This is a genomic window from Capnocytophaga sp. oral taxon 878, assembly GCF_002999135.1.
Classification (GTDB): domain Bacteria; phylum Bacteroidota; class Bacteroidia; order Flavobacteriales; family Flavobacteriaceae; genus Capnocytophaga.
Map to the genome: position 1 here is coordinate 1,155,544 of NZ_CP027229.1, position 13,556 is coordinate 1,169,099.

A 13,556-nucleotide genomic window follows, 5' to 3' on the forward strand; every position below is an offset into this window, starting at 1 on the left:
ATAACATTTCAAAAAGAGATGTGTCAATGGATTTTTTTGTTGCCTTACAGAAAGCTATTAGAAGAGAAAAAGACTTCAACAAATAAGGAAAAGGGTATTCGTTTGTCACAAATAGAAATACGTCATTAAGACTTACCTATTTTCCCTGTTTTAAACACTTAAGGCACGTAATGGCGGTTCGTTGTTCGAGTGCAAAGGTATTTCTGTGTTCTTAACGCTTCTTGCAAGGTCAAGCCCGATGGGGTTTCAAAAAAATCTCCAGCCCTTGTCCGTTGTCCTGCGGGTAGTATTTTTTTGAAAAACCTTGCAGAAGCTAAACACAGACCTTTTATGGCACTCGAAACGAAACCAGCTCATTCCGACCTTTAAGCGAATAAAAAAAATGTCAAATATGAGAAAAATGCCGCTTCTTACAGATTGTTTTTTGAAACGAATACCGCTTTTCCTCCCATTGTCGAATAAAAAATTTCAAAAAGACAACCTAAAAGTCAAAAATCGTGCGTATCGTGTCCAAAAAAGCCGTAAAGCTGCATAAAACTCCTAAAATGCAACAAGATGAAAAAAGAACCCTGTATCGCAACCAAATTCGTGTCTCACGAAATAAGCCCCTTAGAACATCTGAAAGACTGCCAAGTCTATCAGCTCCGTGTAAAACTCAATAGCGGAGAGAAACTCACCCGAACAGAGAAAAATTGGATTACCCAAGCGGTCAATAGTAACTGCTTTTTCAGAAATGCTATCCCCTTATTGGGCTACCGATTTGACTTTTCCGATGTACTGAAAAAGTTCATTGTAAAGCAGTATAATACTTGGTATGAATACTATGCTATCGACCGCACCAGCCTCCGTGCCTATCTTTATGGGCGCATAGACCAAATAGTAGAAATTTAGTAACCTAATAACAAATAGAACCCTTATGAATATCGTAGGAAGACTTACCGAAAATGCACAAGTGCAAACCCTATCAAATGGCAAACAAGTCGTTAATTTCTCTGTAGCAGTGAACGACAATTACCGAAACAAAGCAGGTGAAAACGTACAACAAACCTCCTTTTTTGACTGTGCTTATTGGCTCAGTACGGGGGTTGCTCCGTATCTTACCAAAGGCACATTAGTTGAATTGGAAGGACGAGTATCGGCACGAGCGTGGCTCAATCGTGAGGGAGAACCTCAAGCAGGCTTGAACTTTCACACCTCCAAAATCAAATTCCACTTTAGCAAGAAAGCAGAAGTAACACCTAATACCTCTGCAAGTGAGACAAATAACGCAAATGCTATAACACCTTTGCCAAAGCCACAAGTCACAGCAGGGCAAGTCGCAGAGGAAGACGAGGACGATTTGCCTTTCTAAATGTATAACCCTTTAAAATTGGACAGAAAATGAATATCAGCAAAATACCTACAACACACCTATTGGTACAAGCGTATACCAATAGCGATTGGGATAGTTGCGACTTTGCCCTTATCACCCTTACCGAGCAATGGCTTGAGAAAGTGAAAAAAGTAGCCCAACAAGTAGCTACCCTAAAGAGCGACCCCGATTTTGTAAACCTTAGTTTCTATGAGGCAAGAACCGATTTTTATACCCTCAGCGATGAGGAACAACCCGATTTATCCTTTTTGGAAGAACGTACTTGGGCTTTTGTGGAACTCACTGAGGAGGAATTAGCCTCTTTCAATACGCCTGAAAGCCGTTTGGATATTTACCGAAGCGTATTTACCCGATACGATGATTTCTATATAAAAGCCTATGGAAAATACTCTTCCGATGAGTATTGGACAGATGACATCCGTTTTGATGAACTTTTTAAAACCTTTGAAAAATGATAATAACAGACCTCAATGGTGCTCCTATAGAGGTAACCGACCTTGATAAAGCCTTAGCGCAAGCCGATAGCTTTAGAGGCTATAAGCATACTGACAACACTCACAAGGCGTTAGATAAGAGGCTAAAAGCCTATTGGCAGGACTTATATATTAAACTAAAGCAACTCAAAGAAGCCCAAAACTCAACCCTTAATAAAACCTAACAGCCTATGGAAAGCGTTTACTTAGTCTATAAGACTGATAGCTGGCACTATATGAGTAGCTGTGTCCTTATGCAAGTATGCACAAGCAAGTACAAAGCAATCGAAGTGATAAAAGCCTATTGCAAGCGGTACAAGCTACCCTTTACCCAAGACGACCTAACCAACTTGCAATGGTACGACCAAACCCAATGTAGCAAAAGAAGCATTGAGTTTGAGATAGAACCCCAAGAAGTAGTTTAACCTAAAAAAGAGTATCCTAATGAACACACTCAAACAGCCCTTAGTAACCGACACCCAAGCCCTGTCCTATATAGGGATAATCATCCGAACTTTTGAACCACTGCACTTTATGAACCTTAGCGACCAAGACCGAGAGGCTACCCTCAAAGCCCGACGAGCCTTAGAAGCTATCGTAAAGGCAAACGGCTACACAGTGAGTTATCGCACTGAAAACACTATCAAAAAAGCCCCTTAAAAGATAAGGATATAAAAAAGAAGTATTAATTTAAAAACGAAGTATCCAATGGAAACCCATTTTTTCAATCAAATTGCTCAGTTAGCCATACAAGGCAAACTGCACTTAGTCATAACCCAAGAAGCAAATAGCCAGCTTGTTGTATCGGTATTGCTTGAGAATGAACAATGCTCAGACCCTGCCAAGCACCTTTTGCCTCCCTTAGTACTTAGAGGTACAGCCGAAGAATTAGATGCAGGCTTTTTTCAAAGCATCACCCAACCCTTAGAAGAAACCTCCTCTCTGTTTGTGAATATGGAGCAGTACATCGAGGCGCAAAAGCAAGCCCAAAGGCAATCAGCTATGGAGAAAGAAAAAGCCGAGAAACAACAAAAGAAATACGATGAGGCTATGAAAAAAGTAGCTGATTTAGAAGCGCAGGGCAAGTACCGAGAAGCGTGGTCAAAACTACCTCCTCCCGATGAGTTCCCTAACTATGCCGATAAAATCCGCAAAAAAAGGTCAGAACTATCCACACACTTTGCCCCTACATTGTTTGAAGAATAAGTATTAACCCCTAAAAAAAGTATTGTTATGCTCATAGCTACCCAACTGAAAAGAATGTTTGTCTTTGAAGAAAACCGACAAACTATCCACCTTGCCGACCCTAATCCATCGTGGTCAGTAGAGCAAGTCAAGAATTTTTACAGCACCCATTACCCCCTGCTCACCAATGCCAAAGCAGGCACACCTTACGTAGAGGGAGACAGCGTTGTCTATCCCCTACAAATCACAATGGGTACAAAAGGCTAAATCTCTACTAATTCTAAAGCTATGAGCCTTGTAAAACAGCTTAAAACAAGGCTTATAGCTAAAATTACAAACATTATCAAAAACTAAAAACAAACTAAAAATGTATGCAACAGCAATCCCAACAAACCCTCGCACCCATACAAAGCGAAGCACAGAGAGAACTCTACCGCAGGTTAAGAGAGTTTTCCAAAGCAGTCCAACGCCCCAAAGACCGCTCACAGATACGTCAAGAACAGCAACAAGTAGCCCCGAAAACTCTTTTGCCAATGGTTTTCTAAAAACGACCTTTCCTCCTAAAGTGTATCATTCAAGCAAGCACATCATTTTTAGTGGAGAGGAGCAGGCACAGCTAAAAACCACTCTCAAGTGTTCCCTTGCTCAAATGGCAGACCATTACGGCTTTACTCCCTTTCCCATAGAGCAGTACGACCTTTCTTGTGGGATTGCCTTAGCCCTTTCTTACAGCCAAGAGCAAATCAAAAAGAGAGATACCAAAGGTACTTTCTGTGAACTAAAAGTATTGAAAGCCCCCAATAGCGATGCTTTTTTCTCTTGCGAAGAACGTTTTTATTTGCCTAACGAAGTGTTTTTTGTCCCTCTGCAACCGCTTTATAGACTTCTGAAAGTACATAAAAACAAACCACTTTATGAACTATTTTTATCGGTATATGCCTACCTAAACCAACGTACTTTTATAGCAAACTATGTACAAGAAGATTGTTTTGTGGCTTATGCCTATGAAATGTTGCAAGATTGTATTAGCCAAGACTATGAAGAAATAGCAGAAAGAGACCACCTCCTGCACCTTTTAAAGCAGGCACAACAAATAGGTACTATTCTTTCCAAAAAGATACGCAACCCTTGCCATTTAGACTTTTTTCAAAGGCGTATAGACCGATTTATTCCTAAGAATGATTTAGAAGCCGAATGCCTTGCCCTCTCACAAGCCTTTTATACCTTGTGGCAGGATTTTCCTAACCACTCTATCTATACCCATTTGCACAGAGCAGAGGGCTATGAGCAAGGTGAAGAAGAACTTTTTGAGGTAGAGAAATACCTATCTTTTGTCTATGAAGACCAAAGCGACCTATTCCATACCTATCTTTTAGATTGGCTCAATGGAGAATACTCCCAATGTAGTGAGATAGAACTCCCTACCATTTACAAACATTTCAACAGCACAACACCCCCTGCTAACTTTGATTTTGAACAGCGTTTCTTTCCTCTCTTAACCAAACTTATAACCCTTTTAAACCGCATTTAAAATGAAATACACAGACCTCACCCCAGAAGTAGGGGAAGTATATCGCCCTACATCAGCACTTGTTTTTTACGAAGATAGTAACCGCTACAACCCACAGAGTTATGTAGAGTACTTACACCTTGATAGCAATGGTAACCCTACAAGCGCACAACCGCTTACCCTCGACCAAGCGCAAGCACTTGCCAAAACGCTCACCTGCCAAAAAGAGCAAGCACAAGCCTTTTTAGTCCCCAAAGGTATTATTCCTCGCAGGGTGCTCCATCTATCCCATAAAGGCGAGGGGCAGGCTGTTTGGTACTCTAAAACACAAAAAAAGCAGTTGTTTTTTGCTTCCTCCCTCGCTATAGAAAGCAAAGAAGTAAGTATACCTCCTCTGTTGTGGAAAGCTACCCCCAAGAGCCTTTGGATATATGCCTTAGCCAAAAACCAAAAGCCACACCTTAATACACCTCTGTGCTATGCGCCTTTTTTCAACATCTATGAAAATGGCAATGTGTGTATGGGGTCAGTGCAGGTAAATGAGCGTAAAGCCTCTTGCTTAGAAGACTTTATCACCCAATGGGAAGATTATTTTTTCAATAGCTATTTTTCTCATCAATTAGGCTCATATCCTATAACCAAAATACCCTTAATAACCCTTTGGCAGAAACTCACTCAAAGTAATAAGCCTTTTCCTTGCGAACTGCTCAATCCCAATCACCTCACCTTACAACAAATCCTATAACAATGAAACAGAGTACAAACACCCTCAACCCTTTCATCACCTCAGTCCAAACACACAAAGAGCGGGTACATTTTACTGATACTACTTTGCTCAACGCTACCAATCCTATTAAAGTACATCTGATAGGAGCAGGAGGCACAGGCTCGCAAGTAGCCACTGCTTTAGCACGTATCAACCATGCTTTGGTTGCTTTAGGACACGCAGGGTTATCGGTAACCCTTTGGGACAACGACCTTGTAAGCCCTGCCAATCTCGGCAGACAGCTTTTTTCGGCTTGTGAGTTAGGAATGTACAAATCCACTGCCCTAATAAGCCGTATCAATCGCTTTTTTGGTACAGATTGGAGAGCGCAAACACAGCTATTCAGCACTGAGACCTTTTCCTTTGAAGAAGAAACAATGAGAGGAAGTATTTACCTTTCGTCTGTAGATAGCGCAAAGGCACGCTTTGACATTGGGGAAGTACTCACTTATTTAGAGCGAGCTCACCACTACCACAACAACCCTAAGTATTGGTTAGATTTTGGCAACAGCACCCATTCAGGACAAGTGATTTTAGGTACTTTACAAGCCATTGAGCAACCTCATAGCGATACTTTTACTCCCATAGACACCCTGCCTACTATTACCCAAGCCTTTGGAGAACTATTAACACAATCCGAGCAGAATGACAATACCCCAAGTTGCTCCCTTGCCGAAGCCTTAACCAAGCAAGATTTGTTCATTAACGCCACCCTTTCACAAATGGGAAGCACTCTACTTTGGAACTTGTTCAGAGAAGGGCTCACTCCTTACAGAGGCTTTTTCCTCAACCTCAAAGACTTTCGTACACAACCCTTAGCTGTATAAACAACAACACTGACAAGCATTTTTTATGACTGCTTGTCAGTGCTATTAATTGCCTGTCGTGGCTCACGACCTTCTTTTCTTTGAGAAAGAAAAGAAGCAAAAGAAAGACCTTACAGATAGATTTTTTGTTAGTTTAGGATAAAGAGAAATCTTACAAGATAGCTATTAAAGATAAAAAAAGGAGCTATTTCTTAATAGTTAGCCTCCAAAATCTTTAGAATATCACTTTGTTTAAAGAGAATTTTACCACCAATTTGGATATAAGGAAAAAGCCCATCATCACGGTATTGCTGTAGGGTTCTTTTGGTGATATGCAGTAGCTCACAGACTTTCTCGCCATTGAGGTATAACTCCCCACCTACTAAGGGTCGGAAGTGTTCCTGAATAAAGGCTATTTGTTCTTGAAGGCGCGTGAGTGCCGCCTTGTATTGTGCAATTTCTTCTTGATTATTACTGAGCATTGGGTTGATGTTTTAAGTGAGACGTTCCTGTGCTTAATAGCTGCTGTACCTCAGCAAACTTAAAGTAGTTCTTCCTAAAAATAGAGGACGAGGCTAATATGCCCTTATCCTTGTAATTCTGTAAGGTACGCTTGTTAATTCCCAACAGCTGACACACTTCTTGGGCATCTAACCACTTTTCCTTCTCTTTACCTATCGGATAGGTACTAATAAACTGCTGTAAGCTATCTGTAAGGGCTGACAACTCATTAAAAGCCTCCTGAAATACCTCTTTTTCTATTACTAATACTTCCATTGTTACTACTTTGCTATGATTTTGAGTGCAAAGGTAGGATGTAAGCACAGAAAAACCTCTCAGCTGGCAGTTTTTGGCAGTGAGAGGCAGAAATTACATATAATTTTTATGATTTTGTATTAAAAAAGTGTTTAGCCAAATTAAATAGAAGATTAGCAAACCCCCACAATCCTCCTAAAGAGCTTATAAAATATATAATTTTTTTTATCCATAAATATAATTCTGGATGTAACAATGTGTATAAATATAAGACCAATACTATAAGAATTATAATTATTGCATTGCTAGTTTTTATTGGAAAATATCTTGCTTTTTTTTCTTCCATTTTTCTATTTTCAGCTATCTGGCTTTTTAACTTTTTATTTTCCTTTTTTATAAAAATGTTTTCTTCATTAATACTTTTTATCTTTTTTTCATATTGACGCATTTCTTTTTCTGATTTAGCCTTTTCATTTCTTCCTTTTTCTATTAATTTATGAGTACTATTAGCAAATTTTTGTTTATCCCCTGCTTCATCAAGTAATCCTTGAATACTTTTTGTTGATTGAAAGGCTATTGAGTTGAGTAGAATGTTATAATCTTCTTCTTTCAAATTTAAATTTTCTCTAATCGCCATATCAAATTCATTTAAGAGTTCCCTACTTGGATATTCTTCAGAAAGAGTTTGAGCTATAAGTTCATTAAGACCTATCTGACTTACTCTTGCTGCCAAATGCTGAGGGTTCTTTAAGAATAATAAACTGGTCAGTTCATCAGGCATTATTGTCTCACCAATAAATCCATTTGTTTTACAAGTAATATTGAATTCCGATAAATTCTTGTTTGCTGTAACAAACCAATATTTAGCTTTTTGATGTAATCTAATATTATTTCCTCTACGTTTTCTAACGTACAAATAGGCTGTAACATCGTGAATAGCACTATTCTTACGTCTACGAGTCTGTCCTAATAAAGCAACATCTTCAGAAGTAGCATTTTTTCTTATTTCAGAATCAGGAACAGTATCAACCTCTACTCCTAATTCCTTTCTTATAAAGTCTTCTAATTTCCCATTAATATTAATTAACCAAGTTTTATTTTTCCCTAATCGTATACACGCTTCATTTATTGTAGATATTGGATTATCTTTATCAAATTTACTTATTGCTTGTTCTATTATTAGAGAAATTTCATTAATTGTTATATTAAGTATTTTTACTTCACCTTTTGTATCTCTTATTAACTTTAGTAACTCCTTTGTTGGTAACGTATCTTCTTCTCTTTGTAGATCTAATGCCTCTAAAATAATTTGAGTGTCTAAGTAATAAATAATATTATCATCTATTTTTGCTTCTAACTCTATACCAGATTCTAAGAATGAAGCAATAATAGACCCCATATATATCCGTTCTGCTACCTCATAGAGTGTATTATCACTCCTTTCGATATCTTGTAGAAAATGAATATGATGCATAAATGACTGTTCAAGTTCTTTTTCTTCTATGATACGAGTTTTTCCAGAAAAAAATGAACTTAAATTTTTCTTGTTTTTTTTAGCAAAAAATAGAATTTAAAATGCAAAACTACAAAAAATAATATAATTAGCTCATACAAAGGGGATTATTTTTTTGAAAGGAAGATAAGAGAAGACAGAGTCTTAGATGATTTGGACAGGCTTTTTCAAAATTAGGTTTCTAAATCGTTACCTAATACCTTAAAAAATAATTTTTATTAGTAGGTTATATTTCAGTGTTTTACACCTTTTTTCATATTGTACAGTAACTTGATAAAAAGTACTTTCGCAAATTAAAAAATTAGAGTATGAAAAAAGTAAAACGCTCAACCTTTAAGGTATTGTTTTACCTTAAAAAGAATGCCCCAAAGAAGAACGGTAAGGTTGCTATTATGGGGCGTATTACCATTGACAATCAGGTAGCTCAGTTTAGTACCAAACTTGAAATTCTTCCACAGAAATGGGATTTGAAGTACGGAAGGGTAACAGGTAAAACAGAGGAAGCTACCCAACTCAACCGAAAGCTGGAAGAGATCCGCTCACGTATGGTTACTCATTATGAGGAGCTGATGAAGTACGAGGGAGTGGTTACTGCTCAGAAGCTAAAAGCCACTTTCCTAGGTATAGGAGTAATGGAAGATTCCTTGCTAAAAGTCTATGAGAAGTTCAAAGAGGACTTTGCCTTGATGGTAGAAAAAGGTGTTAGAAGTTGGAGAACACTTAATAAATACGAAAATGTATACACTCATTTGAGTGAGTTTATCCAGTACAAATACCACAGAAGTGATATTTCTTTCAAAGAGCTTACAGAAGACTTTATCAATGACTTTGACTTCTATCTTAGAGTCAATAAAAGCCTTACTCACAACACAATATGGGTTTATATGATGCCCCTTTGTAAAATGGTAGAAATAGCTATAGACAAGGGTATCATCTATCGCAATCCTTTTAAGAATTATATAAGTTCTATGGAGGAGAAAGATAGAGGTTATTTGCTTAGAGAGGAAGTAGAAACTCTTTTACAATATCACCCTAAGAGTGCTTCTGTTGAATTAGTACGAGACCTATTTGTATTTAGTTGCTTTACAGGTTTTTCGTATATTGATATCAAGCAGCTCAAGAAAAGTCACTTACAATCGTTCTTTGACGGCAACAAATGGCTTATCAAACGCCGTCAAAAATCAGATGTTCCTTGCAATGTTCGTCTATTGGATATAGCCGAGAAAATCATCGAAAAATACGACGGCACAACTCGCACAGATACTTTATTCCCAGTACCTTCAAACGCTAATTGCAATCTTCTGATCAAAAAGATGATGAAAGATTGCAACATCATTCGCGAAAAACCTATCTCTTTTCACTGGGCACGCCATACCTTTGGTACTCTATTCTTAACAGAAGGAGTTCCCTTGGAAAGTGTTAGCAAGATGATGGGACATAAGAATATCAAAACCACCCAGATTTATGCTAAAATCACCAATGAGAAAATTAGCAAGGATATGGAAATTGCTGCCGAACGATTAAAGAATTTAAAGATAGGATAGCTTCTCAGTGTCTTTTAAAAATTAGAAATCCATTGATAACATTTCAAAAAGAGATGTGTCAATGGATTTTTTTTGTTGCCTTACAGAAAGCTATTAGAAGAGAAAAAGACTTCAACAAATAAGGAAAAGGGTATTCGTTTGTCACAAAAAGAAATACGTCATTAAGACTTACCTATTTTCCCTGTTTTAAACACTTAAGGCACGTAATGGCGGTTCGTTGTTCGAGTGCAAAGGTATTTCTGTGTTATTAACGCTTCTTGCAAGGTCAAGCCCGATGGGTTTTCAAAAAAATCTCCAGCCCTTGTCCGTTGTCCTGCGGGTAGTATTTTTTTGAAAAACCTTGCAGAAGCTAAACACAGACCTTTTATGGCACTCGAAACGAAACCAGCTCATTCCGACCTTTAAGCGAATAAAAAAAATGTCAAATATGAGAAAAATGCCGCTTCTTACAGATTGTTTTTTGAAACGAATACCGCTTTTCCTCCCATTGTCGAATAAAAAATTTCAAAAAGACAACCTAAAAGCCGAAAATCGTGCGTATCGTGTCCAAACAAGCCGTAAAGCAGCATAAAACTCCTAAAATGCAACAAGATGAAAAAAGAACCCTGTATCGCAACTAAATTCGTGTCTCACGAAATAAGCCCCTTAGAACATCTGAAAGACTGCCAAGTCTATCAGCTCCGTGTAAAGCTCAATAGCGGTGAGAAACTCACCCGAACAGAGAAAAATTGGATTACCCAAGCGGTCAATAGTAACTGCTTTTTCAGAAATGCTATCCCTTTATTGGGCTACCGATTTGACTTTTCCGATGTACTGAAAAAGTTCATTGTAAAGCAGTATAATACTTGGTATGAATACTATGCTATCGACCGCACCAGCCTCCGTGCCTATCTTTATGGGCGCATAGACCAAATAGTAGAAATTTAGTAACCTAATAACAAATAGAACGCTTATGAATATCGTAGGAAGACTTACCGAAAATGCACAAGTGCAAACCCTATCAAATGGCAAACAAGTCGTTAATTTCTCTGTAGCAGTAAACGACAACTACCGAAACAAAGCAGGTGAAAACGTACAGCAAACCTCCTTTTTTGACTGTGCTTATTGGCTCAGTACGGGGGTTGCTCCGTACCTTACCAAAGGCACATTGGTTGAATTGGAAGGACGAGTATCGGCACGAGCGTGGCTCAATCGTGAGGGAGAACCTCAAGCAGGCTTGAACTTTCACACCTCCAAAATCAAATTCCACTTTAGCAAGAAAGCAGAAGTAACACCTAATACCTCTGCAAGTGAGACAAATAACGCAAATGCCATAACACCTTTGCCAAAGCCCCAAGTCACAGCAGGGCAAGTAGCAGAGGAAGACGAGGACGATTTGCCTTTCTAAATGTATAACCCTTTAAAATTGAACAAAAAATGAATATCAGCAAAACACCTACAACACACCTTTTGGTGCGTGCCTATACCAATAGCGAATGGGATAGTTGTGACTTTGCCCTTATCACCCTTACCGAGCAATGGCTTGAGAAAGTGAAAAATGTAGCCCAACAAGTATCTACCCTAAAGAGCGACCCCGATTTTGTAAACCTTAGTTTCTATGAGGCAAAAACCGACTTTTATACCCTCAGCGATGAGGAACAGCCCGATTTATCCTTTTTAGAAGAACGTACTTGGGCTTTTGTGGAACTCACTGAGGAGGAATTAGCCTCTTTCAATACGCCTGAAAGCCGTTTGGATATTTACCGAAGCGTATTTACCCGATACGATGATTTCTATATAAAAGCCTATGGAAAATACTCCTCCGATGAGTATTGGACGGACGACATCCGTTTTGAAGAACTTTTTAAAACCTTTGAAAAATGATAATAACAGACCTCAATGGCGCACCTATAGAGGTAACCGACCTTGATAAAGCCTTAGCGCAAGCCGATAGCTTTAGAGGGTATAAGCATACTGACAACACCCACAAGGCGTTAGACAAGAGACTAAAAGCCTATTGGCAGGACTTATATATTAAACTAAAGCAACTCAAAGAAGCCCAAAACTCAACCCTTAATAAAACCTAACAGCCTATGGAAAGCGTTTACTTAGTCTATAAAACCGACAGCTGGCACTATATGAGTAGCCGTGTCCTTATGCAAGTATGCACAAGCAAGTACAAAGCTATCGAAGTGATAAAAGCCTATTGCAAGCGGTACAAGCTACCCTTTACCCAAGACGACCTAACCAACTTGCAATGGTACGACCAAACCCAATGTAGCAAAAGAAGCATTGAGTTTGAAATAGAACCCCAAGAAGTAGTTTAACCTAAAAGTGTATCTAAATGAAACCACTCAAACAACCCTTAGCAACCGACACCCAAGCCCTGTCCTATATAGGGATAATCATCCGAACTTTTGAACCACTGCACTTTATGAACCTTAGCGACCAAGACCGAGAGGCAACCCTCAAAGCCCGACAAGCCTTAGAAGCTATCGTAAAGGCAAACGGCTACACAGTGAGTTATCGCACTGAAAACACTATCAAAAAAAGCCCCTTAAAAGATAAGGATATAAAAACAGAAGTATTAATTTAAAAACGAAGTATCCAATGGAAACCCATTTTTTCAATCAAATTGCTCAGTTAGCCATACAAGGCAAACTGCACTTAGTCATAACCCAAGAAGCAAATAGCCAGCTTGTTGTATCGGTATTGCTTGAGAATGAACAATGTTCAGACCCTGCCAAGCACCTTTTGCCTCCCTTAGTACTTAGAGGCACAGCCGAAGAATTAGATGCAGGCTTTTTTCAAAGCATCACCCAACCCTTAGAAGAAACCTCGTCTCTGTTTGTGAATATGGAGCAGTACATCGAGGCGCAAAAGCAAGCCCAAAGGCAATCAGCTATGGAGAAAGAAAAAGCTGAGAAACAACAAAAGAAATACGATGAGGCTATGAAAAAAGTAGCTGATTTAGAAGCGCAGGGCAAGTACCGAGAAGCGTGGTCAAAACTACCTCCTCCCGATGAGTTCCCTAACTATGCCGATAAAATCCGCAAAAAAAGGTCAGAACTATCCACACACTTTGCCCCTACCTTGTTTGAAGAATAAGTATTAACCTCTAAAAAAAGTATTGTTATGCTCATAGCTACCCAACTGAAAAGAATGTTTGTCTTCGAAGAAAACCGACAAACTATTCACCTTGCCGACCCTAATCCATCGTGGTCAGTAGAGCAAGTCAAGAATTTTTACAGCACCCATTACCCCCTGCTCACCAATGCCAAAGCAGGCACACCTTATGTAGAGGGAGACAGCGTTGTCTATCCCTTACAAATCACAATGGGTACAAAAGGCTAAATCTCTACTAATTCTAAAGCTATGAGCCTTGTAAAACAGCTTAAAACAAGGCTTATAGCTAAAATTACAAACATTATCAAAAACTAAAAATAAACTAAAAATGTATGCCACAGCAATCCCAACAAAACCTCGCATCCATACAAAGCGAAGCACAGAGAGAACTCTACCGCAGGTTAAGAGAGTTTTCCAAAGCAGTCCAACGCTCCAAAGACCGCTCACAGATACGTCAAGAACAGCAACAAGTAGCCCCGAAAACTCTTTTGCCAATGGTTTTCTAAAAACGACCTTTCCTCCTAAA

25 protein-coding genes are annotated in these 13,556 nt (G+C 38.8%); 22 read left to right on the forward strand and 3 right to left on the reverse strand.

Annotated elements, in window-relative coordinates; genetic code table 11:
* Nucleotides 1–555: 555 nt before the first annotated feature.
* The 12 genes from C4H12_RS05330 (at nucleotide 556) to C4H12_RS05380 (ending at nucleotide 6,133) form a co-directional block, all read left to right on the forward strand.
* Nucleotides 556–891 (forward strand): hypothetical protein, encoded by a 336-nt coding sequence (locus C4H12_RS05330; protein ID WP_009389122.1) that lies wholly within the window; start codon nucleotides 556–558, stop codon nucleotides 889–891.
* 25 nt (nucleotides 892–916) lie between these two features.
* Nucleotides 917–1,351, forward strand: coding sequence for a single-stranded DNA-binding protein (locus C4H12_RS05335; protein ID WP_009413225.1), 435 nt, complete (start codon nucleotides 917–919; stop codon nucleotides 1,349–1,351).
* 29 nt (nucleotides 1,352–1,380) lie between these two features.
* A complete protein-coding gene (locus C4H12_RS05340; protein ID WP_106098013.1) occupies nucleotides 1,381–1,827 on the forward strand; it encodes a hypothetical protein in 447 nt (148 codons plus the stop codon).
* Nucleotides 1,824–2,030 carry a hypothetical protein gene (locus tag C4H12_RS05345; RefSeq protein ID WP_016421160.1) on the forward strand — a complete coding sequence of 69 codons (207 nt, stop codon included), beginning with the start codon at nucleotides 1,824–1,826 and terminating at the stop codon, nucleotides 2,028–2,030. Before C4H12_RS05340 ends, C4H12_RS05345 begins: the two co-directional genes overlap by 4 nt.
* Before the next feature lie 6 nt (nucleotides 2,031–2,036).
* Nucleotides 2,037–2,270, forward strand: coding sequence for a hypothetical protein (locus C4H12_RS05350; RefSeq protein WP_106098014.1), 234 nt, complete (start codon nucleotides 2,037–2,039; stop codon nucleotides 2,268–2,270).
* A gap of 19 nt (nucleotides 2,271–2,289) precedes the next feature.
* Complete coding sequence (locus tag C4H12_RS05355) at nucleotides 2,290–2,505, forward strand: hypothetical protein (protein ID WP_106098015.1); 216 nt, start codon at nucleotides 2,290–2,292, stop codon at nucleotides 2,503–2,505.
* Between the two features lie 48 nt (nucleotides 2,506–2,553).
* A complete protein-coding gene (locus C4H12_RS05360; protein ID WP_002672163.1) occupies nucleotides 2,554–3,051 on the forward strand; it encodes a PRTRC system protein E in 498 nt (165 codons plus the stop codon).
* Nucleotides 3,052–3,078: 27 nt separating this feature from the next.
* Nucleotides 3,079–3,297, forward strand: a complete 219-nt coding sequence (locus tag C4H12_RS05365) for a PRTRC system protein C (protein ID WP_009744763.1) — start codon at nucleotides 3,079–3,081, stop codon at nucleotides 3,295–3,297.
* A 104-nt stretch (nucleotides 3,298–3,401) separates the two neighbouring features.
* On the forward strand, nucleotides 3,402–3,575 hold the full coding sequence (locus C4H12_RS13835; protein WP_254424818.1) for a hypothetical protein: 174 nt from the start codon (nucleotides 3,402–3,404) through the stop codon (nucleotides 3,573–3,575).
* Nucleotides 3,576–3,595: 20 nt separating this feature from the next.
* Nucleotides 3,596–4,561 (forward strand): hypothetical protein, encoded by a 966-nt coding sequence (locus tag C4H12_RS05370; RefSeq protein WP_254424819.1) that lies wholly within the window; start codon nucleotides 3,596–3,598, stop codon nucleotides 4,559–4,561.
* Nucleotide 4,562: 1 nt separating this feature from the next.
* Entirely contained in the window at nucleotides 4,563–5,285 is a 723-nt protein-coding gene (locus C4H12_RS05375; protein ID WP_106098017.1) for a PRTRC system protein B, read from the forward strand.
* Nucleotides 5,286–5,287: 2 nt separating this feature from the next.
* Nucleotides 5,288–6,133, forward strand: a complete 846-nt coding sequence (locus C4H12_RS05380) for a PRTRC system ThiF family protein (protein ID WP_106098018.1) — start codon at nucleotides 5,288–5,290, stop codon at nucleotides 6,131–6,133.
* A 191-nt stretch (nucleotides 6,134–6,324) separates the two neighbouring features.
* Here the strand turns inward: C4H12_RS05380 and C4H12_RS05385 are convergent, their stop codons facing one another.
* The 3 genes from C4H12_RS05385 to C4H12_RS05395 all read right to left on the reverse strand — a co-directional run bounded on the left by C4H12_RS05385 (nucleotide 6,325) and on the right by C4H12_RS05395 (nucleotide 8,342).
* Nucleotides 6,325–6,594: a helix-turn-helix domain-containing protein gene (locus tag C4H12_RS05385; RefSeq protein WP_106098019.1), complete on the reverse strand. Its 270-nt coding sequence runs from the start codon at nucleotides 6,592–6,594 to the stop codon at nucleotides 6,325–6,327.
* Entirely contained in the window at nucleotides 6,584–6,889 is a 306-nt protein-coding gene (locus C4H12_RS05390) for a helix-turn-helix domain-containing protein (protein WP_106098020.1), read from the reverse strand. The genes C4H12_RS05385 and C4H12_RS05390 overlap by 11 nt, the downstream gene beginning before the upstream one ends.
* 106 nt (nucleotides 6,890–6,995) lie before the next feature.
* Nucleotides 6,996–8,342 carry a hypothetical protein gene (locus tag C4H12_RS05395; protein WP_106098021.1) on the reverse strand — a complete coding sequence of 449 codons (1,347 nt, stop codon included), beginning with the start codon at nucleotides 8,340–8,342 and terminating at the stop codon, nucleotides 6,996–6,998.
* A 347-nt stretch (nucleotides 8,343–8,689) separates the two neighbouring features.
* Here C4H12_RS05395 and C4H12_RS05400 point away from each other — a divergent pair, with 347 nt between their 5' ends.
* The 10 genes from C4H12_RS05400 (at nucleotide 8,690) to C4H12_RS13840 (ending at nucleotide 13,536) form a co-directional block, all read left to right on the forward strand.
* Nucleotides 8,690–9,925 (forward strand): site-specific integrase, encoded by a 1,236-nt coding sequence (locus C4H12_RS05400; protein ID WP_106098022.1) that lies wholly within the window; start codon nucleotides 8,690–8,692, stop codon nucleotides 9,923–9,925.
* 591 nt (nucleotides 9,926–10,516) lie between these two features.
* Nucleotides 10,517–10,852 (forward strand): hypothetical protein, encoded by a 336-nt coding sequence (locus C4H12_RS05410; RefSeq protein WP_009389122.1) that lies wholly within the window; start codon nucleotides 10,517–10,519, stop codon nucleotides 10,850–10,852.
* A gap of 25 nt (nucleotides 10,853–10,877) precedes the next feature.
* Nucleotides 10,878–11,312 carry a single-stranded DNA-binding protein gene (locus C4H12_RS05415; protein WP_009413225.1) on the forward strand — a complete coding sequence of 145 codons (435 nt, stop codon included), beginning with the start codon at nucleotides 10,878–10,880 and terminating at the stop codon, nucleotides 11,310–11,312.
* 29 nt (nucleotides 11,313–11,341) lie between these two features.
* Nucleotides 11,342–11,788: a hypothetical protein gene (locus C4H12_RS05420; protein WP_106098023.1), complete on the forward strand. Its 447-nt coding sequence runs from the start codon at nucleotides 11,342–11,344 to the stop codon at nucleotides 11,786–11,788.
* Nucleotides 11,785–11,991, forward strand: a complete 207-nt coding sequence (locus C4H12_RS05425; protein WP_016421160.1) for a hypothetical protein — start codon at nucleotides 11,785–11,787, stop codon at nucleotides 11,989–11,991. Before C4H12_RS05420 ends, C4H12_RS05425 begins: the two co-directional genes overlap by 4 nt.
* Before the next feature lie 6 nt (nucleotides 11,992–11,997).
* Nucleotides 11,998–12,231, forward strand: coding sequence for a hypothetical protein (locus C4H12_RS05430; protein ID WP_009389118.1), 234 nt, complete (start codon nucleotides 11,998–12,000; stop codon nucleotides 12,229–12,231).
* 17 nt (nucleotides 12,232–12,248) lie between these two features.
* Nucleotides 12,249–12,500, forward strand: coding sequence for a hypothetical protein (locus C4H12_RS05435; protein ID WP_106098024.1), 252 nt, complete (start codon nucleotides 12,249–12,251; stop codon nucleotides 12,498–12,500).
* Between the two features lie 14 nt (nucleotides 12,501–12,514).
* Nucleotides 12,515–13,012, forward strand: coding sequence for a PRTRC system protein E (locus tag C4H12_RS05440; RefSeq protein ID WP_002672163.1), 498 nt, complete (start codon nucleotides 12,515–12,517; stop codon nucleotides 13,010–13,012).
* Between the two features lie 27 nt (nucleotides 13,013–13,039).
* Entirely contained in the window at nucleotides 13,040–13,258 is a 219-nt protein-coding gene (locus tag C4H12_RS05445; RefSeq protein WP_009744763.1) for a PRTRC system protein C, read from the forward strand.
* A 104-nt stretch (nucleotides 13,259–13,362) separates the two neighbouring features.
* The gene (locus C4H12_RS13840) at nucleotides 13,363–13,536 is read left to right on the forward strand and encodes a hypothetical protein (protein WP_254424820.1); all 174 of its coding nucleotides are present in this window, start codon (nucleotides 13,363–13,365) and stop codon (nucleotides 13,534–13,536) included.
* Nucleotides 13,537–13,556 lie beyond the last annotated feature (20 nt).